The organism is Deltaproteobacteria bacterium, from assembly GCA_016874755.1.
Taxonomy (GTDB): Bacteria; Desulfobacterota; Binatia; order UBA9968; family UBA9968; genus DP-20.
This window is the reverse complement of record VGTH01000004.1, coordinates 41,617-68,121: the sequence shown is the minus strand read 5'-3', so window position 1 is coordinate 68,121 and position 26,505 is coordinate 41,617. Positions and strand designations below refer to the sequence as shown.

The 26,505-nt window shown below is 56.2% G+C and carries 25 protein-coding genes; 13 read left to right on the top strand and 12 right to left on the bottom strand.

The features are described 5' to 3' along the window. The first annotated feature begins 21 nt into the window (after positions 1–21). Entirely contained in the window at positions 22–1,026 is a 1,005-nt protein-coding gene (locus FJ145_03705; protein ID MBM4260528.1) for an extracellular solute-binding protein, read from the top strand. A 137-nt stretch (positions 1,027–1,163) separates the two neighbouring features. Here the strand turns inward: FJ145_03705 and FJ145_03700 are convergent, their stop codons facing one another. Continuing rightward, the gene (locus FJ145_03700; GenBank protein MBM4260527.1) at positions 1,164–2,054 is read right to left on the bottom strand and encodes an alpha/beta hydrolase; all 891 of its coding nucleotides are present in this window, start codon (positions 2,052–2,054) and stop codon (positions 1,164–1,166) included. A 533-nt stretch (positions 2,055–2,587) separates the two neighbouring features. Here FJ145_03700 and FJ145_03695 point away from each other — a divergent pair. After that, positions 2,588–2,845 carry a type II toxin-antitoxin system Phd/YefM family antitoxin gene (locus tag FJ145_03695; GenBank protein ID MBM4260526.1) on the top strand — a complete coding sequence of 86 codons (258 nt, stop codon included), beginning with the start codon at positions 2,588–2,590 and terminating at the stop codon, positions 2,843–2,845. Between the two features lie 24 nt (positions 2,846–2,869). Here the strand turns inward: FJ145_03695 and FJ145_03690 are convergent, their stop codons facing one another. Then, entirely contained in the window at positions 2,870–3,355 is a 486-nt protein-coding gene (locus FJ145_03690) for a hypothetical protein (GenBank protein ID MBM4260525.1), read from the bottom strand. Positions 3,356–3,476: 121 nt separating this feature from the next. Further along, positions 3,477–4,664, bottom strand: a complete 1,188-nt coding sequence (locus tag FJ145_03685; protein ID MBM4260524.1) for an ABC transporter substrate-binding protein — start codon at positions 4,662–4,664, stop codon at positions 3,477–3,479. Here FJ145_03685 and FJ145_03680 point away from each other — a divergent pair. After that, positions 4,647–5,699, top strand: a complete 1,053-nt coding sequence (locus FJ145_03680) for an Ldh family oxidoreductase (GenBank protein ID MBM4260523.1) — start codon at positions 4,647–4,649, stop codon at positions 5,697–5,699. The two genes, FJ145_03685 and FJ145_03680, sit on opposite strands and share 18 nt — an antisense overlap. 6 nt (positions 5,700–5,705) lie before the next feature. On the opposite strand, the gene FJ145_03675 is transcribed toward FJ145_03680, so the two are convergent. The 3 genes from FJ145_03675 to FJ145_03665 are packed head-to-tail and all read right to left on the bottom strand — an operon-like array spanning position 5,706 to position 8,470. Continuing rightward, positions 5,706–6,869 (bottom strand): chromate transporter, encoded by a 1,164-nt coding sequence (locus FJ145_03675; GenBank protein ID MBM4260522.1) that lies wholly within the window; start codon positions 6,867–6,869, stop codon positions 5,706–5,708. Positions 6,870–6,886: 17 nt separating this feature from the next. Continuing rightward, positions 6,887–7,480, bottom strand: a complete 594-nt coding sequence (locus FJ145_03670; protein ID MBM4260521.1) for a superoxide dismutase — start codon at positions 7,478–7,480, stop codon at positions 6,887–6,889. Positions 7,481–7,492: 12 nt separating this feature from the next. Beyond that, complete coding sequence (locus FJ145_03665; GenBank protein MBM4260520.1) at positions 7,493–8,470, bottom strand: chromate resistance protein; 978 nt, start codon at positions 8,468–8,470, stop codon at positions 7,493–7,495. Positions 8,471–8,612: 142 nt separating this feature from the next. On the opposite strand from FJ145_03665, the gene FJ145_03660 reads away from it, so the two are divergent. Both FJ145_03660 and FJ145_03655 read left to right on the top strand, forming a co-directional pair. Then, complete coding sequence (locus FJ145_03660; GenBank protein ID MBM4260519.1) at positions 8,613–9,602, top strand: molybdopterin-binding protein; 990 nt, start codon at positions 8,613–8,615, stop codon at positions 9,600–9,602. A gap of 66 nt (positions 9,603–9,668) precedes the next feature. Then, positions 9,669–10,316, top strand: coding sequence for a cysteine hydrolase (locus FJ145_03655; GenBank protein MBM4260518.1), 648 nt, complete (start codon positions 9,669–9,671; stop codon positions 10,314–10,316). Positions 10,317–10,390: 74 nt separating this feature from the next. On the opposite strand, the gene FJ145_03650 is transcribed toward FJ145_03655, so the two are convergent. The 3 genes from FJ145_03650 to FJ145_03640 form a co-directional block, all read right to left on the bottom strand. Next, complete coding sequence (locus FJ145_03650) at positions 10,391–11,422, bottom strand: 2-oxoacid:ferredoxin oxidoreductase subunit beta (protein MBM4260517.1); 1,032 nt, start codon at positions 11,420–11,422, stop codon at positions 10,391–10,393. A 23-nt stretch (positions 11,423–11,445) separates the two neighbouring features. Continuing rightward, positions 11,446–13,269: a 2-oxoacid:acceptor oxidoreductase subunit alpha gene (locus tag FJ145_03645; GenBank protein MBM4260516.1), complete on the bottom strand. Its 1,824-nt coding sequence runs from the start codon at positions 13,267–13,269 to the stop codon at positions 11,446–11,448. Between the two features lie 74 nt (positions 13,270–13,343). Further along, positions 13,344–14,204 carry a CBS domain-containing protein gene (locus FJ145_03640; GenBank protein MBM4260515.1) on the bottom strand — a complete coding sequence of 287 codons (861 nt, stop codon included), beginning with the start codon at positions 14,202–14,204 and terminating at the stop codon, positions 13,344–13,346. 218 nt (positions 14,205–14,422) lie between these two features. On the opposite strand from FJ145_03640, the gene clpS reads away from it, so the two are divergent. From clpS to FJ145_03620, 4 genes are all read left to right on the top strand, one after another. Continuing rightward, on the top strand, positions 14,423–14,737 hold the full coding sequence (clpS, locus tag FJ145_03635; GenBank protein ID MBM4260514.1) for an ATP-dependent Clp protease adapter ClpS: 315 nt from the start codon (positions 14,423–14,425) through the stop codon (positions 14,735–14,737). Positions 14,738–14,739: 2 nt separating this feature from the next. After that, positions 14,740–16,995 carry an ATP-dependent Clp protease ATP-binding subunit ClpA gene (gene clpA, locus FJ145_03630; GenBank protein ID MBM4260513.1) on the top strand — a complete coding sequence of 752 codons (2,256 nt, stop codon included), beginning with the start codon at positions 14,740–14,742 and terminating at the stop codon, positions 16,993–16,995. A gap of 45 nt (positions 16,996–17,040) precedes the next feature. Beyond that, positions 17,041–18,294 carry a M48 family metallopeptidase gene (locus tag FJ145_03625; GenBank protein MBM4260512.1) on the top strand — a complete coding sequence of 418 codons (1,254 nt, stop codon included), beginning with the start codon at positions 17,041–17,043 and terminating at the stop codon, positions 18,292–18,294. Positions 18,295–18,362: 68 nt separating this feature from the next. Continuing rightward, entirely contained in the window at positions 18,363–19,511 is a 1,149-nt protein-coding gene (locus FJ145_03620; GenBank protein ID MBM4260511.1) for a cupin domain-containing protein, read from the top strand. Between the two features lie 35 nt (positions 19,512–19,546). Here the strand turns inward: FJ145_03620 and FJ145_03615 are convergent, their stop codons facing one another. The 3 genes from FJ145_03615 to FJ145_03605 form a co-directional block, all read right to left on the bottom strand. Continuing rightward, on the bottom strand, positions 19,547–20,209 hold the full coding sequence (locus FJ145_03615) for a dienelactone hydrolase family protein (GenBank protein MBM4260510.1): 663 nt from the start codon (positions 20,207–20,209) through the stop codon (positions 19,547–19,549). 252 nt (positions 20,210–20,461) lie between these two features. Then, complete coding sequence (locus FJ145_03610) at positions 20,462–20,728, bottom strand: hypothetical protein (protein ID MBM4260509.1); 267 nt, start codon at positions 20,726–20,728, stop codon at positions 20,462–20,464. Between the two features lie 22 nt (positions 20,729–20,750). Continuing rightward, positions 20,751–22,118 carry an MmgE/PrpD family protein gene (locus FJ145_03605; GenBank protein MBM4260508.1) on the bottom strand — a complete coding sequence of 456 codons (1,368 nt, stop codon included), beginning with the start codon at positions 22,116–22,118 and terminating at the stop codon, positions 20,751–20,753. Positions 22,119–22,162: 44 nt separating this feature from the next. Here FJ145_03605 and FJ145_03600 point away from each other — a divergent pair, with 44 nt between their 5' ends. The 4 genes from FJ145_03600 (at position 22,163) to FJ145_03585 (ending at position 26,480) form a co-directional block, all read left to right on the top strand. Next, positions 22,163–23,413 carry a CoA transferase gene (locus FJ145_03600; GenBank protein ID MBM4260507.1) on the top strand — a complete coding sequence of 417 codons (1,251 nt, stop codon included), beginning with the start codon at positions 22,163–22,165 and terminating at the stop codon, positions 23,411–23,413. Positions 23,414–23,720: 307 nt separating this feature from the next. Further along, entirely contained in the window at positions 23,721–24,896 is a 1,176-nt protein-coding gene (locus tag FJ145_03595; protein ID MBM4260506.1) for a CoA transferase, read from the top strand. 16 nt (positions 24,897–24,912) lie between these two features. Further along, positions 24,913–25,287, top strand: coding sequence for a DUF4440 domain-containing protein (locus FJ145_03590; protein MBM4260505.1), 375 nt, complete (start codon positions 24,913–24,915; stop codon positions 25,285–25,287). 14 nt (positions 25,288–25,301) lie between these two features. Next, positions 25,302–26,480 carry an NAD(P)/FAD-dependent oxidoreductase gene (locus tag FJ145_03585; protein MBM4260504.1) on the top strand — a complete coding sequence of 393 codons (1,179 nt, stop codon included), beginning with the start codon at positions 25,302–25,304 and terminating at the stop codon, positions 26,478–26,480. Positions 26,481–26,505 lie beyond the last annotated feature (25 nt).

The following is a 26,505-nucleotide window of genomic DNA, read 5'->3' as shown; positions in this document are numbered from 1 at the left end:
ATTTCTTTCGTGAGGTCGGTCATGAAATTTAGGCTCCCGTTGTTGCTATGGTTCTTATCGATCGCTCCCACCGTCAGCTTCGCCCAAAGCCAAGAGCTCATCGCCAGGGCCGAGAAGGAAGGCGAAGTTAATCTCTACGCGACCATGTCGGTGGCCGATTTCGCGCACCTCGCCAAGGCCTTCAAAGAGAAATATCCGCGCATCAACCTGCGCCACATATCCTTGCCGTCGTCGCGCCAAACCGCGCGCGTCATGCAAGAGTTTCGCGCCGGCGGTGTCCAGGCCGACGTCTTGGGCAACAGCCCGGACACGCTCGTCTATCTCAAACAACAAGGCGTCGTCGGACCCTATCGCTCGCCGGAAGCTAAGAATCTATTTCAGGGAGCGTGGGACACTGACGGTTTCTGGTCTGGGATCACGACTGATTTGCTCGTCACCGGCTTCAACCCGCGACTGATGTCAAAGGCCGCGGTGCCAAAGAGTTACGACGACTACCTGCGCGCACAGATTAAAGGGCAAATGGCCATCAACCGCGGCGTGCCCTATCCGCTCACCGGTATGGTATCGCTGCGCGGCGAAGAGCAAGGGCTAGCCTACTTCAAGAAGTTTGCTCAGCAGGACTTGCGCTTAATCGGCGACTTCAATCACATGGTCAACTTGATGGCCGCCGGCGAGTATGCCCTCACCGGCTTCATGCAAGTTTCCAAACTCGACGCGATGAAACGCAAAGACGCGCCGGTGGATTGGGTGGCGGCACCGCAAACCTTCGCGACGATTGCCAGCGTTGGCATGGTGAAAAACCCCCAACACCCGGCGGCTGCCCAGCTATTGATCGACTTTTATCTTTCCGCCGAAGGTCAACGGGCGTTGGCCGCTGCGGGAAAAATCCCATTGCGCAAAGGCGTGAAGAGTCCGTCGAAAGATATCGATCAGGTGTTGGAGGGCGGCAGCCTGCACGTCGTTCGCCCCGACGGCAGCTACGACAGATACATGAAAATCTACAACGAGTATCTTGGGATAAGGTAAAAGAGATTCGAGATTACATCGGGATCACCTACGAATTCTGCGATTCAAGAATTCGTAGGCTGTCCCGTTTTTTCGTTGCCGCTTTTCGTTAGGTTTGAACGGTCAAACTTGTAGATTGATCGGTTTCTTCATTTGATTCATTGAAGGTGCTGTTTGAACCATTCAAGGACCGGGTTCATGGCTTCATTTGTCCTCTTCCCATACACGTCGAAGTGCACGCCGTCTTTTAGAGTGAAGAGCTTCTTCGGTTCCTTAGCCTTGCGATACAAAATATCGGCGTCATCAGCCTCGAGCTCGTCCTTCTCAGCCTGAACGAAGAGAATTGGCGTGGGAGACACCTTGTCGATAATCTCTTCGGGCTTGTAGGCCAGCCACCCATCAACGGTTGCGAGAGTTGTGCTGTTGCCTTTTTCGTCTTCCACCTGCTCAGCATCCTTCAAGGAAGAGGTCAGATCAGGAGGCATGATTAGTACCGAATCAGTTCCCTCCTTCAAAAACCCGCGGAATTCTTTGGACTTGCCGGTCACAGCCCGGTTGATCCGGTCCTCCTGGACTTTTTGCATGAGAGTTTGCCACTGTTCCTCGGTTCGAAATTTTCGCATTCTTCGCACGCCGTCACCGACCAGGACCATTGAGGCAACCGCCTTTACGCGTCGGTCTCGAGCTGCGATGTACGCGACTTCTCCTCCTCCCAGACTTACCCCTAATATGGCGATTTTGTTTGGGTCCACTTCTGGTCTTGACTGCAGGTAGGATATGGCGTTGCTGGCGTCATAGATCTGCAGGTAGGGAATGACCTCGCCGCGCACGCCTTCGCTCTCTCCGAATCCTCTGAAATCCATGGTCAGGGATACAAAGCCACCTGCCTTCAACTCTTCAGCGAACCCAGGAAAGAAAGCATCCGCTGTGCTCATGAAACCTGGCACAAGCACGACACCAGGAAAACGTTTTGCTCCGGAACTGTCAGGTGTACTAAGGATGCCGGACAGTTTTAGGCCGTCGCTATAGTAGGTTATTCTCTCTCGCATCTATCAAAGGTCCTTTCAAAAGGTTTTCGATTTGTTCATTAAATGCAGGCTATGATTTGCTCCACGCTTCGATGAGTCTGCGGGCATCGTCAATGACAGGCTCGGTTACGGGGACGCAAGGGACGATGAGTCGATCCATGCCAGCTTACACGAACGTTCGCGGCCGGTTTTTGATTTCCTGTACCGAAGTCGCCGGAATGGATAGGATTTGTAAACGCCCTTTTCTTCTATGAGTCGGAGCTATATCGCAGGACCGGGAGGGATGTCAAATTTTGCTGACGGATGAAAAACCCACCTGGCGGTAAGCGCGCCAAACACTCTTCACGGCGCGGCTTTATCGCAGGAAGGACAACGCACGCTATCGAGCGCGGGTAAGATTCCGCCAAGAAAAAAGGTATCAAGAGCCAATCGAAAGAGAGCGACCAGGTGATGGAGAGCGCGAAATTGGGCGCCATTCGCCCCGAACGCGCCTACGATATATATCAATGTTTGGCTGATTGTCAGGCGTGGTAGCTGAGGGCGCAGAATCCGAAATGAGCGGCCGAATAAGAGGGGCAACCATGAATGCTGTGTCGATTGATGAGGCAAAAGCGAAACTCTCAGAGTTGATCCACCAGCTTAAGCCCGGCGATGAAATCATAATTACGGAAAAGAACCAGCCGGTTGCTCGCTTGGTTCCTGCCGAGGCGACGCGAGCACAACGAAAGCTCGGTAGCTTAAGGGGTACAGTGAACCATATGGCTCCTGACTTCGATGCTCCGCTCGACGAATTCAAGGAGTACGACGGGTGAGGCTGCTTGTTGATGCTCACACAGTTATCTGGGCGGTCGACGACCCTTCAAAACTCGGCCCACGATGATCATCGCCATGGACCAGACGCCGCCGCCGATGCTTTGCACGCCGATGCGTTTGCCTTTGAGGTCTTCGGCGTTGCGAATACTCGGATTGCCAATGAAGTCGCCATCGGCGCGATTGACAATGCCGGCAAAGAAGGCGACGTCGAGGCCGCTGGTGACGGCGCTTACTACCGAACCAGGAATGGTGTAGGCGATTTGAATGTCGCCCGAGACCAGCGCCGCCATCGTCTGCGCTCCGCTGCGAATATTGATGACCTCAAGATTGACGCCATGTTTGCGAAAAAGATCTTGTTCGGCGCCGATCCAAAGAGCGGCGACTTTCTCACTGAAGGCGCCGTGGGCGATGCGAACGACAGGGAGTTCGGCGGTACTGGCAATTGACGCCGCTAGCGAGTGGGACAGCAAGCACAGCGATAGCGGTAGACTGGAATGGACTCGACGCATCTCGCAGGCCTCCACTTAATTGACTGAACCACTGTACGTCATGCCGGCGCAGGCCGGCATCTAGTTTTGGCGTTTCCCCGCGACAACGAGAAGACGACTAATTCGAAATCACCGCCATCGCTCACCTTGACTCCAACTCCTTGTAAAACCCGCTCTTGTCCAACTCCTGCACGAAGCGCGCATCGACGAAATCTTCCGGCTTGGCGGTTTTCGCCTTGGGGTTGCGTGCCTCGGTGGCCTTCAGAATCGTATTCAACCCAGCCAAGGCTGGATAGTTTGGCAAGGTGTAGTTCTGCTTGACGATCCAGTTGTAGCTCTCCTCTAGCAGTTCCTTATCGTCGTTGCGAAAATATTTCGCCATTACCTTCTTCGCAAAGTTGGCATCACGTTTGGCGAGGGCCACACCTTCGGCCTGCGCCATGAGAAATTTGCGCACAGTGGGAGCATTCGTCCGCAGATAGCTACGCGTGGCAACCATGCCGTTAAATGGAAAGTTGGCTTCGAGCTTCGAGACATCGAGAATCTCGCGCAGACCCAATTGGCGCGCTCGAATAGTTGCCGGCGCGGTGAGCGGCACAGCTTGAATGCGATTGCCATTCAAAGCCGCCACGCTCTCGGCCGGCCCGCCGGTCTGCAGGAACGTTACGTCTTTGTCGGCCTGCAGGCCAAATTTGGTGACGGCGAAGCGCGCGGCAAAATCGGAATTGGCGCCGTAGCGCGTGACGCCGATCGCTTTGCCTTTCAAATCGCCGACAGTCTGAATCTCGGGGCGGCTATAGATGTAGTAAACGAAGTTCTTGATTAGCGTCGTGATGATCACCAAATCGCCGCCGGCGAGATTGGCGTCGATCACCGCAGCGGCGCCGATTTGGCTAAAAGGCATTTCGCCGGAGAGCATCGTGCTGACCACCAGCGAGCTGCCGGACAGGCGCAGCAGCTCGACCGACAGACCGTGTTTCTCGTACAAGCCCGCATCCTTGGCGAACCAGAGCGCCGCTTCCGTCGCCGAGTCTGACGAGCGGGCGACGCGAATTTTTTCCAGCGGCTGAGCCAACGCAAAAACCGGCGTCAGCAGCAGCGCGACCAATATTGCGAAGATTTTTCTCATTAGCACTCCTCTTTCGGTGCGGCCCAATACTCCATTGCTCCACCACTCCGTCAATCTCGAAGGCCAGCGTAAGATAGGCAAACCTCCAGACACCGTCAAGGGAGTTTGACAGCAAACCGGTCCAACGATAGTTGTGCAGCCATAACTCAATCGGAGGACTTCATGGCAACCGATACTACAGGGATGACCAGGGTCGATCATAAAAAACTTACGCGCTTCGTCAGCCGCAATTTTGAAAAGCTCGGCGTCTCCGCCGCCGATGCAGAGATCGCCGCCAGGGTATTGGTCGCCTCCGACCTGCGCGGCGTCGACACCCACGGCGTCATCCGCTTTCAACCTAGTGCGTGGTACGTGCAATGGCTCAAAGAAGGATCGATGACGCCCAAGCCCAATATCCGCATCGTTAACGAAAGCCCGTCGTCGGCACTGATCGACGGCGACAAAGGCATGGGCATGGTCGTCGGTCATCGGGCGATGGAGATCGCCATCGACAAAGCCAAGAAGTCCGGCGTTGCCATGGTCAGCGTGCGCAATTCTCGCCACTACGGTATGTCAGCCTACTATTCGATGATGGCACTGCCGCACGATATGATCGGCATTGCCATGACCAACGCGAGCCGGCTCGTCGTGCCGACCTTTGGCCGCGATCCGAAGTTTGGCACTAATCCGATGTCCTTCGCCGTGCCAACCAATAGAGAAAGGCCTTTCGTGCTCGACATGGCAACTAACACCGCCGCCGCCGGGAAGTTGGAATTGGCCGCTCGGTTAGGTAACCCGATTCCCGATGGCTGGGCGCTCGATGAAAAAGCCGAAAACACCAACGACCCGCGCGTCGCGCAGAAAGCCCGCAAGCTCTTGCCACTCGGCAGCACGCGCGAGGGCGCCAGTCACAAGGGCTATGGTCTCGGCATTCTTGTCGAAATCTTGTGTGGAGTTTTGTCCGGAACAATCACGGCGTTGAACGCCGACCAGGACCCGCGCGGCCACTTCTTCGGCGCCATTAAAGTCGATACTTTCCGCCCTGCGGCCGAATTCAAAAACGACATGGATCGATTGATTCGCGATTTGAAATCCACCACTCCGATTGCCGGCCAGGAGCGGGTCTACGTCGCCGGCGAGATCGAGTTCGAAACCGCCGACGAGCGCGGCGAGCACGGTGTGCCGCTGCACAGCTCGGTGCTCAAAGGACTCCGCGACGTCGGGACGGAATTGGGCGTGGCGTATGATTTGGAATGAACGCACTCAATGAAAAATTGGGAAGAGCACCAATCCGATCAGAGCGGCGACGGAAACGATCACCGGCTCGGGAATCTTGTAGTTCCACAAAATAACTAAACTGACGAGCGCGATCACGGCCGTCGGAATGTCGATGATCGCGCGCGTCGCTAGGACAATGACCGCGCCGGTGATCGCGCCGGTGGCCGCCGCGGTGGCGCCGTCGACGAACGCTTTGAGCTGCGCATTGTCACGGTGGCGCTTGAACCACGGCGCCGGCACAATCGTAAAAACGTAGACCGGCAGAAAGATGCCGATGGCGGCCATGATCGATCCCGCCAAGCCGGCCACCAGAAAACCGATGAATGCCACGGTAATGACCACCGGCCCCGGGGTGATCATTGCCACAGCGACCGCGTCAAGAAATTGCTGATTGTTGAGCCAACCGAACTGCTGCACCACCCCTTGCTGCAAGAACGGCACGATCGCCAAGCCGCTGCCGAAGACAAACGCCCCGGCCTTGGTGAAAAACCAAAGAATTTGCCCGAGCAGGTTTTCCGATTTACCCGCGGCGCCGCTTGCCGCAACCGAGGAGCCGATCAACCAGATAAGCAAACCCAATGCAAAGCAGCTCAGCGTGACGATGATGGCGTTTCTCCACCCGGGCCAGGCGCGTATCAAGAGAATCGCCAAGCCGGCAAGAATGAAAAACTCGGCCAGTTCGGCTTGGGCCCACACGGTGACGGCGGCTAACATAACAAAAATTCCCCAAAGCAGCGGGTCCTTTTTGTTGGTGCTACGAGCAAGCTTGTAGGCCGAGATGGCAATGATGGCAATCACGGTGGCGCCGATCGCATAGAACAACGCCTGCATCCACCACAGTCCGCCATAGGCAACATAAGCCAGTGAGATACCTACGACCATCAGGAAAGACGGCAGGATAAAAGCGATTCCCGCCAACGTCGCGCCAACGATGCCGGCTTCGAAGTAACCAATCGCGATCGCAGTTTGCGCTGCGAGCGGACCAGGCATGATTTGGGCTAAAGCCAAAGACAATTTGTAGGTGTCCTCGGTGATCCGCTTTTGTTTGTCGACTAGATCGCGGTGCATGAAGCCGACGAGTGCGACGGGTCCGCCAAAGCCAAAGGTTCCGAGATAGAGAAAATAACGAACCAATTCCGCCAGCGACATATTTTAACCCCTTCGATCTAAGAACTGGTTTTCGCGCTGTACAGACGAGCGACGTTATCCCAGTTGATGTCGGCCATAAAGGCGTCGACGTAGGCAGCCGCCTGGGCGCCGAAATCGATGTGATACGAATGCTCATACATGTCGAGCGCAAGGATGGGTGTCGCGCCGGCTAAACTGCAAGAATGATCGGCGGCCCACTGGTTAAGGAGTTTCTTATCGCGATGAGAGTAGGTGAGCAGCACCCATCCGGAACCGCCGCCGAGGGCTTTGCCCATTGCGGTAAACTGCGCCGTCCATTTCTCGACGCTTCCGAAATCTTGCGCAAGAGCGTTTCTTAACGCGCTGGCCGGCGCGCCGCCGGCGCCGAGACTGTCGAAGTAGAGCTCATGGAGGATCATCGAATTGCTGGCGATCAACTCTTCGCGCTTTAAGCCGTTGATGACGAACACGGGGGCGGTGGCGAAATCGAGCGTTTCAAGCTGCGCCGTGATCGCGTTAAGCCGATTGACCGCGCCTTTGTAGTTGTTTTCGTAGTGGCTCAGGACAAGTTTTTCCGACAGGCCCTGGAGATTCTTTGGGTCGCAGGAAAGCGGTTTGATTTCGTACGGCATGATTTCCTCCTCTCATCTGCTTTTGCGTCTAAAATACTCGTACAAGTCGTCGAATAGCGCGATGGCGCGGGCCAGGCGCGCCTCGTCGTCACTGTGCGCCATGGCCACGCCGGCAATCAGGCGGTCGATGCCCGCGGTTTCTTCGTGGCCGAACTTGCCATCCTTCAAATCGATGTCGTGGACGATCTCGGCGATTTTTCGGACGGCCGGGTCTTTGACGTCGACGCGATCGAACAGGACCTCAAGAGTGCACAGGTCCCCCTCATGGGTAAATTCCGCCTCATACATGTCGAAGCGCAGCTCTTCGGGTTGGGGTTGGTACCCTTTGGCGTTAACGAACTTGAACTGAGACTCCGTATCGACAAAACGCCGAATGAACCATGCGCTAGCCATGCGGTCCACGTGAATGCCTTTACGCGTCACCCAGGTGCGGCGCTTCAAGTCTTGGATAGGCCGCTTCGCTTTCGCCGCCGTCGCGCCATCGCCAGGCTCATGCAAGCGCGCGCCCAAGGCAAAGAGCTGCCGCTCGGCAGCGTCGCGTCCCGAAGCGCCAAAGAAATCGATGGCGACAATTTCCGCCAGCCGTTTTTGCAGCCGCTCCAATTCTACGGCCAGGGCTCGCTTCTGATCAGCCGGCCATTTGCGCTTCTTCGACACCCGGTCCGCGATGCGCGCGGCTTGCTTGCCAATCTGCTGAAAATCGTCCTCCCTTGCGCAACGGAACAACTGTTCTAGTTGATCGTCGCTAATTCCCTCAATAAATCGAGCATCGCAAAGCGAAGCATCGCCGCCGGCTTGAACGATCTCGCGCAGCACCCATTGGAAATCTTCTTGGGTCTGTTCGTTTTTGGGTAAGGCGTAGACGGCGTTTTTCACCGGCACAGCGCCGAGCCGCTGCAGACGGCGCCAAATCTTAACCCTCAAATAGGCCGGCTTAGGCGGCAGCTGATGAATCAGTAAAAGCCAGCGTGCTTCCAGTGGCGCGTTCATGGTATAAAAAGTGTATCAGTATCTATAATAGCTGTATCAGCGAGTCAACCGATTTTTGGCTGGCGCAGTGCTGGAAAACCATTTGGCGTGATATAGAATCCAAGATTACCAGATTTAGAAATTCTCACGACGGAGATCATTAATGCTCAAAGTCATTCCCGTTGAACAGGCGGTCGGGATGCCGCTGGCCCACGACATCACAGAGATCATCCCCGGCAAGCACAAAGGCCCCGCGTTTCGTCGCGGCCACATCATTCGCCAAGAAGATGTCTCGAAGCTGCTAGACGTCGGCAAAGCCAACATTTACATCATGGAGTTGGAGAAAGATGAGCTGCATGAAGAAGACGCGGCGCGGCGTTTGGCAAAAGCTGCGGCTGGCGCCAACTTGAAACTGACCGACCCGAGCGAGGGGCGCATCAATCTCGTCGCGACCATGGGTGGTTTGCTTAAAGTGGACGGCGAGCTGCTCTATCAATTCAACTCGCTGGGCGACCTCATGCTCGCAACATTGCCGGGCGACCGGCCAGTGCGTGAAGGAACCGTGGTAGCTGGCACGCGGACCATTCCCGTCGTCGTAAAAGAAGAGCTGGTGCAGAAAGCCGAAGCGCTCTGCAAAGGCAGACCGATTGTTGCGATCATGCCGATGCCGGCGAAGAAAATTCACCTGGTGGTTACTGGCAGCGAGGTTTTTACCGGCAGGATTAAAGACGGCTTCGGCCCGGTGGTGAGCAAAAAAGTTGGGGACTTTGGCTCGAGCGTTGAATCCGTAAAGCTCGCGCCTGACGATCCGGACGTTATCGCCGGACATATCAAGGATGCGAAGCAGGCGGGCGCGGACGTTATTCTCGTGAGCGGCGGTATGTCCGTCGATCCGGACGACAAAACGCCGGAAGGCATTCGCCGCAGCGGCGCGAAGGTGGAAACCCATGGTTTCCCGGTGTTGCCGGGTTCGATGTTTTTGATGGCTTATCTCGGCGACACGCCGGTCATGGGCTTGTCCGGCTGCGTGCTCCACGATCCGTTTACTGCCTTCGATGCGCTCCTGCCGCGCCTGATCGCCGGCGAAAAGATCACCCGCAATGAGATTATGAAGATGGGTCATGGCGGGTTAGCGCGGAAACACGACCACTAAGAACAATTGAAAATGGATAATGGAAAATGGACAATTGTCAAATTCGGATTTTGAAGCCGAGGTTGTATGGATGTCTTACGCACTTTGAAAGAGCGTTGTGATCCGAAAAATGCGGCGCTAATCGTCGTCGATGTGCAGAACGATTTCTGCAGCCCCAACGGCAGCGCCGGCAAGCGCGGCGAGGACGTCAGCGCGGCGATGGCGATCATGACGCCGCTTACGCGCTTGATCGACGAAGCCCGGCGCATTGGCCTGACCATCGTCTACATCCGCACCACGCACAGCGAATGGACCGACACGCCGTCGTGGATCTATCGCAGCTCACAAAAAGGCGGGCTCAGCACCTGCCGCGAGGGGACCTGGGGTGCCGAGTTCTACGACGGCATCGCGCCGCTGCCCACCGAGCGGGTGGTGGTCAAACACCGCTACAGCGCCTTTATCAACACCGATCTCAACACGGTCCTAAAAGCCCGCAACATTCAGAGTGTGCTGGTCTGCGGCGTGGCAACCAACGTCTGCGTCGAGACCACGGCGCGCGACGCCTACATGTTCGACTATTATGTAACGATGATCGACGACTGCTCCGCCGCCTACGAAGCCAAGCTGCACCTGGGCACGCTGGATAATATCCGGCGCCACTTTGGCATGGTCGCGTCTGCGAACGAAATCATCGACACTTGGAAAAGCTTGCCGGACAAAGCACCCGGCCTATGAATTCGGTTGCCTATAAACAAGAAAGGCCCGGAGGATGATTCCTGCCGGGCCTTTTTGTTTTGGTTAGAACAAATCTACTTCATCAAGTCCGAGTTAATCCGCTCCAGCGCTTCCACTGGCGGCTGCAACATGTCCTGCCCCAAATCCGCCAGAGGCATATCGCATAGGCCTAGCTCGTCGGTGAACGATTTGCGGTTAGGATTGTAAAAAATCAAGCCGGTCAAAAACTTACCTTCCGCGATCGACGCGTGAATCGCCTGAATCGCGTTGGCTTTGTTGGTCGGATCGTAGTCCTTGCCGAGCTTGTGCAAAACGATGCGTGAGCCGTCGTGCATCTTCACTTCGTGGTCGGTGCCTTCGTCGTAATCGGCTTCGATATTCTCGTAGGGCGGCACAAAATCGAGGTCGTGAATCGGATCCAAATGACCTTTTACGTACTTCAAGCTCTTGGTCGAGCCCTCGTGGTTGTTGAATGTCACGCAGGGGCTGATCACGTCCAAAATCGCGCTGCCTTTATGCGCCAAGGCGCCCTGCACCAGTGGCGCAAGCTGTTTGCGGTCGCCGGAGAAGCTGCGGGCGATATAAGTCGCGCCGAGGGTGATCGCCAATTCCGCCAGGTCGATGGCCGGAATATCATTGACCTTGCCACCTTTCATGACCGAGCCGACGTCGGCCGTGGCCGAGAACTGCCCCTTCGTGAGGCCGTACACGCCGTTGTTCTCGATGATGTAGGTGATGTTCACGTTGCGCCGCATCATGTGGCAGAAGTTGCCGAGACCGATGGCCGACGTATCGCCGTCGCCGGAGACGCCGATCGGCATCAGCGTGTGATTGGCCAAGTTGGCACCGGTCGCCACGGCTGACATTCTGCCGTGCACCGCGTTGAAGCCGAACGACTGGCTCATGAAATAGGCCGGAGTTTTCGACGAGCAGCCGATGCCGCTCAGCTTGACGACCTTGCGCGGGTCGATACTGCTTTCCCAGTACGCGCGCTGCACCGACGCCGAGATGGCATCATGGCCGCAGCCTTTGCACATGGTCGACGGCGCGCCGTCGTACTCTTTTTCGGTCATGTTTAGACGATTGATTTTTGCTGCTTCTGCCATGGTCTTGTCCTTATGAATTCTGACTAAGCGGTTTTTGCGGTTTTTGCGGCCTCAAAGATCTGCTGCACCACTTCGCCTGCGGTGACCGGCAAGCCATTGTAAACCAAAATGCTGGTGAGTTTGGCGCCCAATTCCGGCATCTCGTCTTTGATGATGGCGGCCATTTGCGCATCGCGATTCTGCTCAACCAGGTAGACCGTGTCATGCTCGGCGATAAAGTCGCGCACTTCACTGGTCAGCGGCAGCGCGCGGATCAGCATATGGTTGGTCTTCAAACCGCGCGCTTTCAAGCGGTCGCGCGCCTCACGGACGGGTTCGTAACTCGAGCCGTAGCAAATGATGCCGGTCTTGACGCCCCGCTCTTTTTCGATGATCGGCTTCGGAACAAACTTGCGCGCGGTGTCGTGCTTCTTTTTCAATCGGTCGAGGATGTACTTGTAGTCGTGTTCGTCCTCGGAATATTTCGCGTCGGCATCATGGCCAGAGCCGCGGGTAAAAAACGAAGCCAGGCGGTTTTCGTTGCCCGGTACCGTGCGATAGGGAATGCCGTCGCCGTCCTGGTCGAAGTAGCGGCGGAACTTCTTGCCGGCTTTGGTCCATTCGTCCAAGTCCTGCGCGCTTAAACGCTTGCCCCAATCGTACTGTTCAGCGTTCAACTTGAGCGGCTCGGACGACCAAAGATTCATGCCAAGGTCGAGGTCCATGGCGACGAAAACCGGGGCCTGGAAACGGTCGGCGTAGTTGAAACTCTGGCGGGCAAAATCGAAACAAGAATTCATGTCGTGGGGAATCAGCAAGATGTGGCGTGTGTCACCGTGGGAGGCACCGTACATGAGCGAGATATCTGCCTGCTGTGTACGAGTTGGCAAACCTGTCGACGGGCCGCCGCGTTGAATGATGAAAAACACACAGGGAATCTCGGCATAGTAGGCCAGACCGATCGACTCGTTCATGAGCGAAACGCCCGGGCCCGAAGTCGAAGTCATCGAGCGCGCGCCCGCCCATCCGGCGCCGACGATCATGCTTGCCGAAGCGATTTCGTCTTCTGCCTGGACGATGGCATAGGCTTTTTTGCCGTCGACCTGCTTGCGCAAACGCGGCAGGTAGTACTCCATGGACTCCGCTAGAGAACTCGACGGCGTGATCGGATACCAACAGATCACCGAAGCGCCGCCGTAAACCGCGCCAATGGCCGCCGCGGTGTTGCCCTCCGTGATAATCTTGCCTTTGTTGCCGTTGGGGATCGGTTCGAGGCGGGCTATGTTCTGTTTGAAATTTTGTTCTTTGCAATATTGATAACCGGCGTCGATGCAAACTAGGTTCGATTCAATAACCGCCGGCTTCTTGCCAAAAGTGTCTTCGAGGACGGCTTTGATCACCGACATGTCGATGCCGAACAGGTAAGCCAAGGCGCCGACATAGACCATGTTGCGTTGCTTGGCGCGCAATGGCGAGGCTGGAACCAGCTTGGCAACCAATTTGTTGGCTGGAAAACCGATGTACTGCACGCCGTCGCGCTTCAGCGTCGGCGAAAGTGGCGTGGAATCGTCATAAAGAATGATGCCACCATCGCGCACCCGGTAGATGTCCTTGGCCGCGGTGGCGTCGTTGAACATGACCATGACATCGATCACGTCCTTGCGGCTCAAGTAGCCGTCGGCATTGGCGCGGATCTGGTACCAGGTGGGCAGGCCCTGGATGTTTGATGGGAACATGTTTTTTGACGAGCAAGGGATGCCCATCTTGAAGATCGCTTTGAATAAGATGTTGTTCGAAGAAGCGCTGCCTGAGCCGTTTTCCGTGGCAACGCAGATGCTCAAATCGTTTATCAGCGGGGTATCCAAAATACAGCCTCCTTCAGACTTCTCGGCAACTCTCCCATGCTAACATAACTCCCTTAGAAGTCAAAGAATTATCACTTCTAACCGGGCGTGTATTGATCCTCATCAGCGAGGCTGGCGGCAACCTCTTTCCAGGTGCGGCGAACCTGCTCATCGACATCAAAAGCACGGGCATATCTTAGTACATCGGGCATGGAGATGATTCTCCTTAGTTGTCCATTCGAATCCATCATTGGCAAGTTGCGGATATCGCGGCGGTACATTTCGGCGAGGGCATCACCGATCAGTGTCGTCTCCGGCAGGGTCACCACCGGTGCGGTCATGACCTCTTGGACCTTTGTCGCGCGCCGGTCAAACTCAGCCAGCGCCACGCGCTTCAGCACATCGCGCTCGGTGAAAATACCAAGCGGCTCGTCCGGGCTGCCGACCACGACCGAGCTCAGCTCTTTACGCACCAAAAGTTGAACAGTTGCCGCCACCGATTCCGTTGGATCGACACAAACCGCGTCCGTTGCCGCAATGTTTGTCAGAGTCTGGGTTTCACTGGCGCCCTGCCCTAGCTCCACGGCAATTTTCAAAATCCGCCGCATGGAAACAATGCCGACGATTCTCCCGCGCCGCCCGCGCACCAGCAGGTGGCGGTATTTGCCGCGGTACATGCGTTTGAATGCCTCGACGATATGGGTCTCTTCCCGCACGGCTCTGATCGGCGAGCTCATGACGCTTTTGATCGCGGTCTGCTTGCCATTCAGACCTGGATAAACCACGCGCTTGAGTACATCTTTTTCGGTAAAGACCCCGACTGGCACTTCGTTATCGGTGATGACGATGCGGCCGACGTCTTCGGCGATCATCTGCCGCAAGACTTCGTGCACCGGCGCGGTGACCGGCGCACTGGTCAGCTGGGTCGTCATGATTTCGTGAACTTTGTTGGAGAGCATGGCGTTACCTCCCAGTAAAAAAGCCGGCAACGATGCGCGGATACGGGTTCAGTGCTAAGACACGTGGACTATATCATAGCTGTGCTACCTTCGTGCACGGATGGTTTATCGCTGCGGTCATTGGTAAGTGGCGCGCTCGAACCGACAAGGTTTTGACGATTGCGGGTGAGCTTACGGCCATGTTAGATTTCTAACAGCTATCAGGGAGGCAACCCTTCATGAGCCGGCGGGAAAACGAATTTGACCACGGTGTGGTCACAGAAACCAAGAAGAAGCTTAAAAAGCCCCCTCTCTACAAAGTTTTGCTGCACAACGACGATTATACAACCAAGGAGTTCGTCGTGCAGGTTCTCCAGTATGTTTTCCACAAGGAACATACGGAGGCGGTTCAAATCATGCTTCACGTGCACAAAAAAGGAATTGGCGTAGCCGGCGTCTATACATACGAAGTCGCCGAAACCAAAGTTACATTGGTAGAGGATCTTGCGCGGCGTCATGAACATCCTCTGCGCTGCACCATGGAAGAGGCCTAAGAATGATCAGCAAGGAATTAGAGAGCACACTGAACGTAGCCCTGAAAGAGGCCAAGCAGCGCCGCCACGAGTACGTTTGCCTGGAGCACCTACTGTACGCCTTGCTCCAGGACAAAGACGCCAAGAGCGCGATCACGAGCTGCGGCGGTGATTTGACGCGGCTGAAAAAGTCGCTTGAAGAGTTTTTTGACGGTCAATTGGAAACCCTGCCGGCCGGCAACGATCAAGAACCGCAGCAGACTTTAAGTTTTCATCGAGTCTTGCAGCGCGCCGTCATTCACGCCCAATCGGCAGAGAAAAAAGAGATCAACGGCGGCAACCTGCTGATCGCCATGTACCGCGAGCCCGACTCCTATGCGGTTTATCTCTTGGAAGAGCAGGGCATTTCGCGTTTCGACGTTGTCAATTTCGTGTCGCACGGTATTTCTAAATCCGGCGCCACCGAAGAGCCCACGCAGTCCGAAGAGGAGCCCGCCGACGAGGAGAAGTCGCAACGTCGCGTCAATCCGCTCGAGGCCTACACGGTCAACCTAGTCGAGAAAGCCGCGCACGGAAACATCGATCCGCTGATCGGCCGCGACGACGAGGTCGAGCGCACCATCCATGTGCTTTGCCGGCGGCGCAAGAACAATCCGATCTATGTCGGCGACCCGGGCGTCGGCAAAACCGCCATCGCCGAAGGGCTCGGATTGAAAATCCACCAAGGCGAAGTTCCTGACGCGCTCAAGAGCGCGGCGATCTACGCCCTCGACATGGGGGCCTTGCTCGCCGGCACCAAGTTCCGCGGCGATTTCGAAGCGCGCTTGAAGGGCGTGTTGAACGGCCTGAAAAAACATCCCAACGCGATTCTTTTCATCGACGAGATTCATACCATCGTCGGCGCCGGCGCCACCAGCGGCGGTTCGATGGACGCATCGAATATTCTTAAGCCGGCGCTCGCCTCCGGTGAACTGAAATGCATCGGCTCGACCACCTACCACGATTACAAGAGCTATTTCGAAAGAGATCGCGCCTTGGCGCGCCGCTTCCAGAAAATCGAAGTGCCGGAGCCGAGCCAGGAAGAGGCTTTTAAAATTCTCGAAGGTTTGAAGCCACACTACGAAAAGCATCACGGCGTCCATTACAGCAGTAGCGCCATTCGCGCCGCCGTGCAGCTCTCGGCCAAGCACATCAACGACCGCAAGCTGCCTGATAAAGCCATCGACGTCATCGACGAAGTCGGCGCCGCGGTGAAAATACAGCCGGCGGAAAAACGCAAGAAGACCATTGGCGCCAAGGACATCGAAAAAATCGTCGCCAAGATCGCCAAGATTCCGCCGCGCAGCGTCTCTACTTCGGATAAGGAACAGCTGCAAAACCTCGAACGAGACCTAAAATTGGTCATCTATGGCCAAGACTCTGCCGTCGACATGGTCGCCAACACGATCAAGCTATCGCGCTCCGGCCTGGGCCATCCCGAAAAGCCGCTTGGCTGTTTCCTGTTCGCCGGGCCGACGGGTGTCGGCAAAACCGAAGTTGCCAAGCAGTTGGCGCACATCATGGGCATCGAGTTTCTGCGCTTCGACATGAGCGAATACATGGAGAAGCACACCGTGTCGCGCCTGATCGGCGCCCCTCCGGGCTATGTCGGCTTCGATCAGGGCGGCTTGCTGACCGATGCGATCAATCGCAACCCTTACGCCGTGCTGTTGCTCGACGAAATTGAGAAGGCCCATCCCGATCTGTTTAACATCTTGCTCCAAGTGATGGACCACGCCGCATTGACCGACAACAACGGCAAGAAAGCAGATTTTCGTAATATCATTCTAATCATGACCACCAACGCCGGTGCCCGCGAGATGAGCGGCACGCCGCTCGGCTTCGGCGCCTCATCCAACGCCGGCAAGGGCAAGGAAGCGATCGAGCGGATGTTTAGCCCCGAGTTCCGCAACCGGCTCGACGCCATCATCAACTTCAACTCCCTCAGCCAAGAAAATATCGAGCGCGTCGTCGACAAATTCATCATGGAGCTCGATCATCAACTGAACGACCGCAAGGTCTTTCTCCAGCTCACGCCCAAGGCAAAGAAGTGGTTCGCCGAGCGCGGCTACGATCCGGCCTTCGGCGCGCGCCCGATGGCGCGGCTGATCCAAAACGAGATCAAGCGCGTGCTGGCGGACGAGATCCTGTTCGGCAGGCTGCAAAACGGCGGCAAAGTCGAAGTCGACGAAGCCGACGGCAAGCTGGTCTTCAATTACGAAGCCGCGACGGTCCATTAAAGCGACTTGCTTTCCTAGTGGCGCCGCGCAATCGTTGTTCTTGGCATGGAACAACTGATCGTCGCGCTCTTTCTCGGCTTTTTTCTGCTCGAGTTTTTCGTCGAGTTTTGCCTCAATGAGTTGAACCTGCGGCACGTGCGCGCCCGCTGGGCGGCCAAAGAAATCCCCTCCTTCTTTCGCGATAAAATCGCCTCCGCCGAATACCAGAAATCAGTCGAGTACACCCTCGCCAAGGGCGCCTTTGGGCGCTGGTCGGAAATCTACGGCCGCATTGTTACCTTGATCGTGCTTTTCAGCGGCATCCTGCCGTGGGCCGACCAGATTGCAGCGGCGCTGACCGAACGTTTGCCGCTGTTTAACTATGCCCAAGGCATTGCCTTCTGCCTGATCGTGGGTGCAATCTTTTCACTCGTCGGTTTACCGATCGAGCTCTATTCAACCTTTCGGCTCGAAGCGCGCTTCGGCTTCAACAAGATGACCGTCAAGCTATTCGTCGCCGATAAAATCAAAGGCTTGCTGGTCGGGCTCGTCATCGGCGTGCCGTTTCTGTTGGTGATTCTCTGGCTCATGCAAGCGACAGGGAGTCATTGGTGGCTTTGGGCATTTGCCTTTATCAGCGCCTTTCAGCTGCTCATGATCGTGATCTATCCGACGCTGATCGCACCGCTGTTCAATAAATTCGAGCCGCTCAAAGAAGGCGAATTTCGCGACCGCATTCTACGCTTGGCCGAGCAGATCGGTTTCAAAACCACCGGCATCTTCACGATGGACGGCTCGAAACGGTCGGGTCATTCCAACGCCTACTTCACCGGCCTAGGCAAAGCTAAGCGCATCGTGCTTTTCGATACGCTGATAGAGCAAATGACCAGCGAACAAGGCCTCGCCGTGCTCGCCCATGAGATGGGCCACTACAAGCTAAAACATATTCGGCGCATGCTCGTCGTCCAGACGATTTTCTTGCTGGTCGGTCTTTACGTCTTGAGCTTGCTGCGCGAGAGTCCGGCGTTTTTCGCCGCGTTCGGTTTGACGCCATCGAATCACGCCGCGCTGGTGTTGTTCAGTCTCGTCACCGGTCCGCTAATTTTCTACTTGGCGCCGCTAATGAATCGGCTGTCGCGCCAGCATGAATACAAAGCCGACGCCTTCGCCAAAAAAACTTTAAACACGCCGCAACCGATGATCGAAGCGCTGGTCGACCTGACGATTAAAAATCTTTCCAACTTGACGCCCCATCCCTGGTATTCCGCCTACCACTATTCGCACCCCACGCCGACGGAGCGTATCGCCGCTCTGCTTTAAGCTGCGATCGTTTGCTTTCAAGCGCTCGCTGAGTGATAGCATCTAGCGATCACAGGAGGTTTTCAGCCATGGCGGAGGATTTCGTCGGCACCAAACGTTGGATACGACCGGCCAGCCCCTACGAGGTTTACATGGACGAGCAGAAGCTGCCGATCCATCGCGGCGCGGTCGGCTTTTACGACATTCGCGAGCTGGCACTCGCAGCTTGGCCGCGCATGAATGCGCGCGGCGCGTTTGTTGAACTCAACGGCTGCGGTGGCCTGCAGGGAATCTATGTGATTGAAGTACCTGCCGCGGGCGCCATCACTGCCGAGAAGCATATGTACGAGGAAATTTTCTACGTGCTCGAAGGGCGCGGCACGACGGAGATCTGGAGCGACGATTCAAATAAGAAACAAACCTTCGAATGGCAGGCCGGCAGTCTGTTTTCGCCGCCGTTAAATACCTGGCACCGCATTGTCAACGCGACATCCAGCCCAGCCTTGCTGCTCGGGGTAACCAACGCGCCGCCGATTTTTCACCTGTATCGAAGTCAGGACTCGCTGTTTAACAACCCCTACCAATTCAAAGATCGTTACGACGGCAGCGCCGACTATTTCAAAGCCCACACGGAGTTGGGCAAAGATCCGCGCCACGGCCGAGCGCGCAACTACGGCAATATTATTCCCGACGCGGATCGCGTCGAGCTACCGCTCGACGGTCAGCGCGGCGTCGGCCACCGCACGTTTTTTTGGAACTTATCCGGCAACACGTTCCAGGGTTTTATCGCGCAGTATGCACCCGGGCGCTACTCGCGTTGCCACAACCATGAAGCCGGCCCGGTGCTAGTTTGTTTGGGCGGCAAAGGCTACACGATCACCTGGCCGGGTGAAGCCGGCACAACGCCGTGGCAAGATGGCAAAGGCGACTTGGTAATCAGACAAGACTACAAAGCCGGCGGCATCGTCAGCGCCGCGCCCGGCGCCGCCGGTTGGTACCACGGCCACTACGGCGCCTCGAAGGATCCGCTGCGCGTGCTCGCCTTTCTCGGCGGTTTTCCTCGCCGCGTCACCGGCATACCGGGTGTCGAATGGCGCGGCTTGAACCTCGACGTCAAAGAAGGCGGCAACACCATCGAGTACCGCGACGAAGACCCTTACATCCGCCAGATGTTCAAAGCACAGCTCGATAAAGAAGGCGCGGCGTTCAACATGCCGGAGGAAGTCTATCGGCAGTAAGGGTGTTCCGGGTTGAAATTCGTTCGAGTGTCGTTTTAGCCAAGGTGCCGGGACAAAAATTCGAGCGTGCGCTCGCGCGCGAGCTTACAGGCTTCTGCGTGGTAGCGGTTACCGCGGCTGGGGTTATCAAAGCCATGGCCCGCGCCGGCGTATATGTAGATCGGCACCTTCGGCTGCGCTTGGTGAAATAGGTCGACGCGTTCTTGTGTGAACGTGCCATCGTCGGTGCCAATATGCGCTATCACCGGGCAGCACGCCGATTTCAATCTAAAATCCGGCATCATCGAGCCGTAGTAGGCGACCGCACAGGTGTAATCGCGCCGGCACGCGGCGAGCCACGCTAACGTGCCGCCCCAGCAGAAACCGACGAGCGCCACCTTCCCCGCCTCTGAGACAATGTTTTTCGCCGCATCGAGATCGTCGAGCGCGTGCTCCCAGTTCCAATTTTTGTAAATCTTCTGCGCCGGGTCGTGATCTGCCGGCGTGTAATCGAGCACCAGGTTGCGCTCGCGCCGGTCGTAAAGCGCCGGCGCAATGGTCAGATAGCCTTGTGAGGCGTAGTAGTCACACACATCGCGCAGATAACTGGTAATGCCGTACATCTCCTGGCCAATGACAATACCGCCGCGTGGCTCGCTCTGAGGATGGGCGAGATAAGCGTCAAGCGTGTGGCCATCGCGTGCAGTGATTGGGATCATAAGAAAACCGTGTGTTTATCGTTAGCTTAACGTTGCGACATTGTAGAGTTTGAATTCAATGCTATACTTAGGATATCTGAGTTAATCGTATGAGGGAAATCAAAACCAAACCGGCAAACAGAGCTAAGCAGGCTGCAGGTCGTATCACCGACACGCTCTGGGCTTTTCTAGAAAAACTGCCAAAAAAGGAACGCCGAAAAAGACTTAACCGAGTTCACAAGTCGGTTGCAGCGAAACTTGCTAAACCCAAGGCTACCTCTTCCGTTTCCGGTACTGATCGTAAATCCGGAGGGCATTCAGCTTCTCCGTCTCTCCGATATGTAGCCCGTAGCGGGCGGTAAGCGTTTCCAGCTGTCTTAGAAAGAATGCGCGGTCGTCGATCCTAGTTATCAGCAGCAGAATATCCGATCCCAGCCGTCTTTTCGCCTCCGCTTCTTTCCTTTCCTTCATCGGAGCGCGATCTTTCTTGATTCGCTGCCGCTTTATTTCTCGCTTGATATCGTCATCATCATACGCCATCTCCAAAACCTCGTTCTTGAGATCATACTGGTGCGAGCAGGCTCACGAGTTTCTTGCTGTCGTCGCACTTCTCTAAATCGCGCACCGCTTTTGCTACATTCTCAGCCCGTGGTTTGCCGATTGCCATGCTGGCATTACTAAGAAATTTATTGGTGACTTCCAGTTCGCTCATCGGATTGCGCGGGTCCCCCTTGGCAATCTTGGCGGTGTAGTTATGGCGCGTGCCGTTTTTCAATTCGACGCTTACTGGACAGTACGGGCCAGGCTCGGGGATCGACTCGTCGACGATCACTTTTACTCTGCTGAAGGCGTCTTGCACTTCGGGACGGTTGGCTTTCTCATCGGTAAATGTCGCTATTTCCAGTTTGCCGTCGAGAAAGCACAGGGCCACGACATAGTTGATAGCGAACTTGCCGCGCAACCCGGTTTTCACCTCGGCGGCGTAGTGGCGCTGGTAGCGCTTGGGCGGGATGCTGACTTCTATTTTCGCGACGTCGGCGAAATTGATCTTGTGTTCGTGTTTCAAATGCAGCGCTGCGTCGGCGGCGAGGAACTGCGGCGCGCTGCACGGGTGCCATTTAAGACCGATGCCGGGCGATTCCAAGAAGTAGGGCTTGCCGATGTTCTCGATCATCTTGTTGTAGTCGCAAGTGTCGGGGCCGAAAAACGTGTCGCAAAAGCCGCGCGGCGCTTCGAAGATCGCCGCGTCGGCGGTGAAACCTTTGTTCGCTAACAGCGCCGCTTCGGCGCCGTTGCGCGCCGAATTGCCGGCGTGAAAAGGCTTGACCATCGAGCCCTGTTGGCGATGGATGCCGCCACAGCCCGACGCGGCGACACCGAGGGCGGCTTTGATTTTGTCGACGTCGAGTTTGAGCAAGCTAGCGCATGCGACGGTCGCGCCCAAACTGCCGAATATCGGCGTGCTATGAAAGCCGTGCTCTTGGACATTGGGCGAGTTCGCGCTGATTTTGCAAATGACTTCCATGCCAACCACGTAGGCTTTCAAAAACTCTTTTCCCGATGCGCCGAGGTGCTCCGCCAGTGGCAGCGCCGCACCGACGATCATGCTGCTCGGGTGGCCGACGTGAATGAAGGCGTCCCAGTCATCGTAATCGAGCGCGTGCGACAGAAGACCATTGGCGAACGCCGCGGTCGATACCGAGGCTGTCTCTTTAGTGCCCCAGACCGACGCTTCCTGCGACACGCCCAGGCCTTTGCAATAGTTGATTGCAATCTCGGCAACGGGTGTTGACACTCCGGCCAGGGCAACGCCGAGCGTGTCGAGAATGTGCATTTTGGCATTGGCCAGGGTTTTTTCCGGAATCGATGCGTAATCGGTTGCAGCGACGAAGCGGGCCAACTTGTCAGTTACCGGCGGCGGTGTCGACATCTTGTTCTCCTCTGCGTTGAGAGATATGAAAGTTCAAATATCCGATGACGAAGGCAATAGGCAAGCCTCGCGGTTGCTCGGCATTTCAGATTTCACATTTCAAAAAGGGGAGAACAAAAATGGCTGGTTGTTTAGAAGGCATTCGAGTTTTGGAATTGGGCAATTTCATCTCCGGGCCCTACGGCGCGATGCTGCTGGCCGATCTCGGCGCGGAAGTCATCAAAGTCGAAAATCCTAAGGGCGGCGATCCATTTCGCGGCTGGGACTTCGGCGGCGATCAGCCGAACTTCTGGGCCTATAACAAAGGCAAAAAGAGCATCACATTGAACTTGCAGACGCCGGAAGGCAAGGAAGTTTTTTACGGGCTGGTGAAAAAGTCTGATGTCGTTATGGACAACTACCGCCCCGGAGTGACCAAGAAGCTCGGCATCGACTTTGACTCGCTCAGTAAGATCAATCCCAAAATTGTTTGCTGCTCCATTACTGGCACCGGACCAACCGGTCCCTATGTGAAGCGACCGGCTTATGATACCGTCGGCCAGGGCATGGGCGGCATGATGAGCGTGTTAATGGACCCGAAAAATCCCAAACCGGTTGGGCCAGCGTACGCCGATTGCTTGAGCGGCATGTTCTCCGCGCTGGGCATTCTCGGCGCGCTGATGGCGCGCAACCGTACAGGCAAGGGCCAACAGGTTGACGCAACGATGGTTGGTTCGATCCTCGCATTTTTGGCGGCGCCTGCGACTGAAACGATGGCGCACGGGCGTATTCCCGGCCCGTACACCAGGCCGCGTCAGTCACAGACTTATGCGTTTGCCTGCTCGGACGGTGCGATGTTGGCAATCCATCTATCCTCGCCACAAAAGTTTTGGGAGGGGCTGTGCAAGTCGGTGGGCCGACCGGAGATGATCGAAGACCCGCGTTTCAAGACCCGGCCGGACCGCCGCGCCAATTACGATGAATTGAACAGAGTCTTTGCCGAGTTCTTCAAAGAAAAGCCGCGCGCCCATTGGGTTGAGCAGCTCGAGGCCAACGACGTGCCGCACACACCGGTTTATAATTTGAAAGAAGTCTTCGACGACCCACAGGTGCAGCACATGGGCATGCAGATCTCGATCGAGCGCAAAGAGAAACCAACTATCCGCACGGTGAAGTTTCCCCTGACCTACAGCGACACACCTTCGGCATTTCCGCTGCCGCCGCCTGAGTTGGGCGAGAACAATGAAGAGTTTTTGAAGTCGCTCGGGTACGACGGCGCGAAGATCGCGGAGTTCAAAGAGAAGGGCGTTATCTAACCCTTCTCCAACAGAGACTGTGTCGCAATGCGGAAAAACCGGAGTTGTCATTCCGAGGTCCGCCGAGGAATCTCGCCTTCTCAGCTACCTAAGAAGGAGAGATTCTTCGCCTTCGGCTCAGAATGACAATTGCGGCACCTGCCTCCGAAGGGGGAGAGGGTACTTGCTCAAAGGCGAGATTAGCCTGTTTAGCGTCGACAAGTTGATCAATATGCTGGCTCAGGCCGGTATCATGGTGCGGGTTGAGACTAAACGGGGTGCAGCATAACTTTTTCGCAATGCATTAATTACCTATCGGGAGACGACGATGAACGGTTGTTTAGACGGCATCAAAGTTTTGGAGTTGGGCAATTTTATTTCCGGGCCTTACGGTGCGATGTTGCTCGCCGATATGGGTGCGGAGGTGATCAAGGTCGAGAATCCCAAGGGCGGCGACCCGTTTCGCGGTTGGGATTTGGGCGGCGATCAGCCGAATTTTTGGGCCTACAACCGCGGCAAGCGCAGCATCACGCTTAATCTTCAGACTCCCGAAGGAAAGGAAATCTTTTTGAAGCTCGCCAACAAGGCGGATGTCGTGCTCGACAACTATCGCCCCGGTGTCATGAAACGGCTCGGCATCGACTGCGACACGGTGAGCAAAACCAATCCTGGAGTGATCTATCTATCCATCACCGGCACCGGGCCGAGCGGCCCTTACGTCAAACGGCCGGCATACGACACCGTCGGCCAAGGTTTAGGCGGAATGCTGAGTCTTTTGATGGATGCGCAGAATCCCAAGCCCATCGGCCCGAACTATGCAGATAGCTTGAGCGGCATGTTTGCAACGATCGGCGTGCTCGGCGCCATCGCCGCGCGCGCCAAAACAGGCAGAGGCCAGCAGGTCGATACGACCATGGCCGGTTCGATTTTGGCATTCTTGATTGCGCCGGCTACTGACTCTCTCGCCACCGGCAAAATTCCCGGGCCGTACACCCGGCCGATGCAGTCGCAGACCTATGCATTTACCGCTTCGGACGGCGCCATGTTTGCGATTCACTTATCATCGCCGCAGAAGTTCTGGAAAGGGTTGTGCAATGCTGCGGGCCATCCGGAGCTGATAGACGATGCGCGTTTCTCAACGCGCCCCAACCGGCGCAAGAACTACGATGAGCTGGCGAAGACCTTCGGCGAATTCTTCAAACAAAACACGCGCGCCCACTGGATGGCGCGGCTCGAAGCCGAGGACGTGCCGCACACGCCGGTCTACAACATGCAGGAAGTTTTTCAGGATCCGCAGATCAAGCACATGGGCTTGGAAATCACGCTGGAGCGCCAAGACAAGCCGAACATTCGCACCGTGGCGTTTCCGAATATCTATAGTGAAACAAAAAATCCGCACCCGCTGCCGCCGCCCGAGCTGGGCGAGCACAACGCCGAATATCTGAAGTCACTGGGTTATAGCGATCTGCAAATCGCCGAGCTGAAGGAGAAAGGTATCATTTAGTGCCGGAGAGAAGCCTATGACGGTGACACGGCCTGCGGAGATGTATCCTCGGTTCATCGAAGCGTTCAACGCGGGCGATGCCGAAGCGCTTCTTGCTCTGTTCGAGCCAAGCGCAACTTTTGCTCCGCAGCCGGGCGTGACGGTTAGCGGCATTGCAGCCGTCGGCGCGGCTTTGCAACAGTTTCTCGCGCTCAAAGGGACTATCCGCCTCGATCCAGTCTTTATCATGGAGTCGGGTGACACAGCGCTGATTCGCGGCAAATGGCAGGTTAACGGCACCGGCGCTGACGGCAAACCGGTCGAATTGCGCGGCAACAGCATCGAAGTCATCCGCCGGCAAAGCGACGGCACCTGGCGCTTTATCATCGATAATCCGTTTGGCGCGGAGTAGCTGCTTCTGGCTCGATGAGTCAATTCAATGTGGTCGTGATCGGCGGCGGCGCCGCCGGCTTGATGTGCGCCCTCGAAGCCGGCAAACGGGCCCGGCGCGTGCTGGTCATTGAACACTGCGATCGAGTCGGCAAAAAAATTCTCATATCCGGCGGTGGCCGTTGTAATTTTACCAATCTGCACACCGCGCCAGAAAACTTCATTTCCAAAAATCCGCATTTCTGCAAGTCGGCGCTGGCGCGCTACACCCAAGCTGATTTCATTAACTTGGTCGAACGCCACGGTATCGCCTACCATGAAAAAGAGTTGGGCCAGTTGTTCTGCGACCAATCGGCGAAGTCCATTGTGAAAATGTTAACCGATGAATGCCGCCAAGCCGGCGCGCGGATCATGACCGATTGTAAAGTGACAAATGTCGAGCCTGCCGGCGGCGGATTTGCTTTGAAAACCTCCCGCGGATCGGTTCAGACAGGGTCGCTAGTCATCGCGACGGGCGGTTTGTCAGTGCCAAAGATGGGCGCGACGGCTTACGGTTACGAGCTGGCGAAAAAATTCGGGCACCGCATCGTGCCGCCCCGCGCCGGGCTTGTGCCGCTTGTTTTCGGGCCGGACGATATGGTGCGTTACCGCGACCTCTCTGGGGTTTCCGTACCGGTTCAAGTGGAATGCCGCAGGCGGAGTTTTTCCAACGCAATGTTGTTCACCCATCGCGGCCTCAGCGGCCCGGCAATCTTGCAAATATCATCTTACTGGCAGACGGGCGATGCGTTGATTGTGAATTTTTTGCCGTTAACGGACGCGAACGATTGGCTGAAAAAGCGCCAAGCAGTAAGGCCGGATGCCGAGTTGAAAACCGTCCTCGGCGAATTCCTCACCAAACGGCTGGCACAGCGGCTGTGCGAAATCGAATTGGGCAGCCGACCGCTGCGCCAATATCAGCAGAGTGAGTTGCGCGGCATCTGTGAGCAAATACAGCACTGGAAATTCACGCCGCTCGAAGCCGAGGGCTACCGCACCGCCGAAGTAACCTTGGGCGGCGTCGACACCGACGATCTGTCGTCGACAACCATGGAATCGAAGCTCGTCCCGGGATTATACTTCGTCGGTGAGGTCGTCGATGTGACGGGCCAACTCGGCGGTTTTAACTTCCAATGGGCGTGGTCGTCCGGCTGGGCCGCCGGGCAAGCGGTGTGAAATCTTGATCGATATGAACTTACGT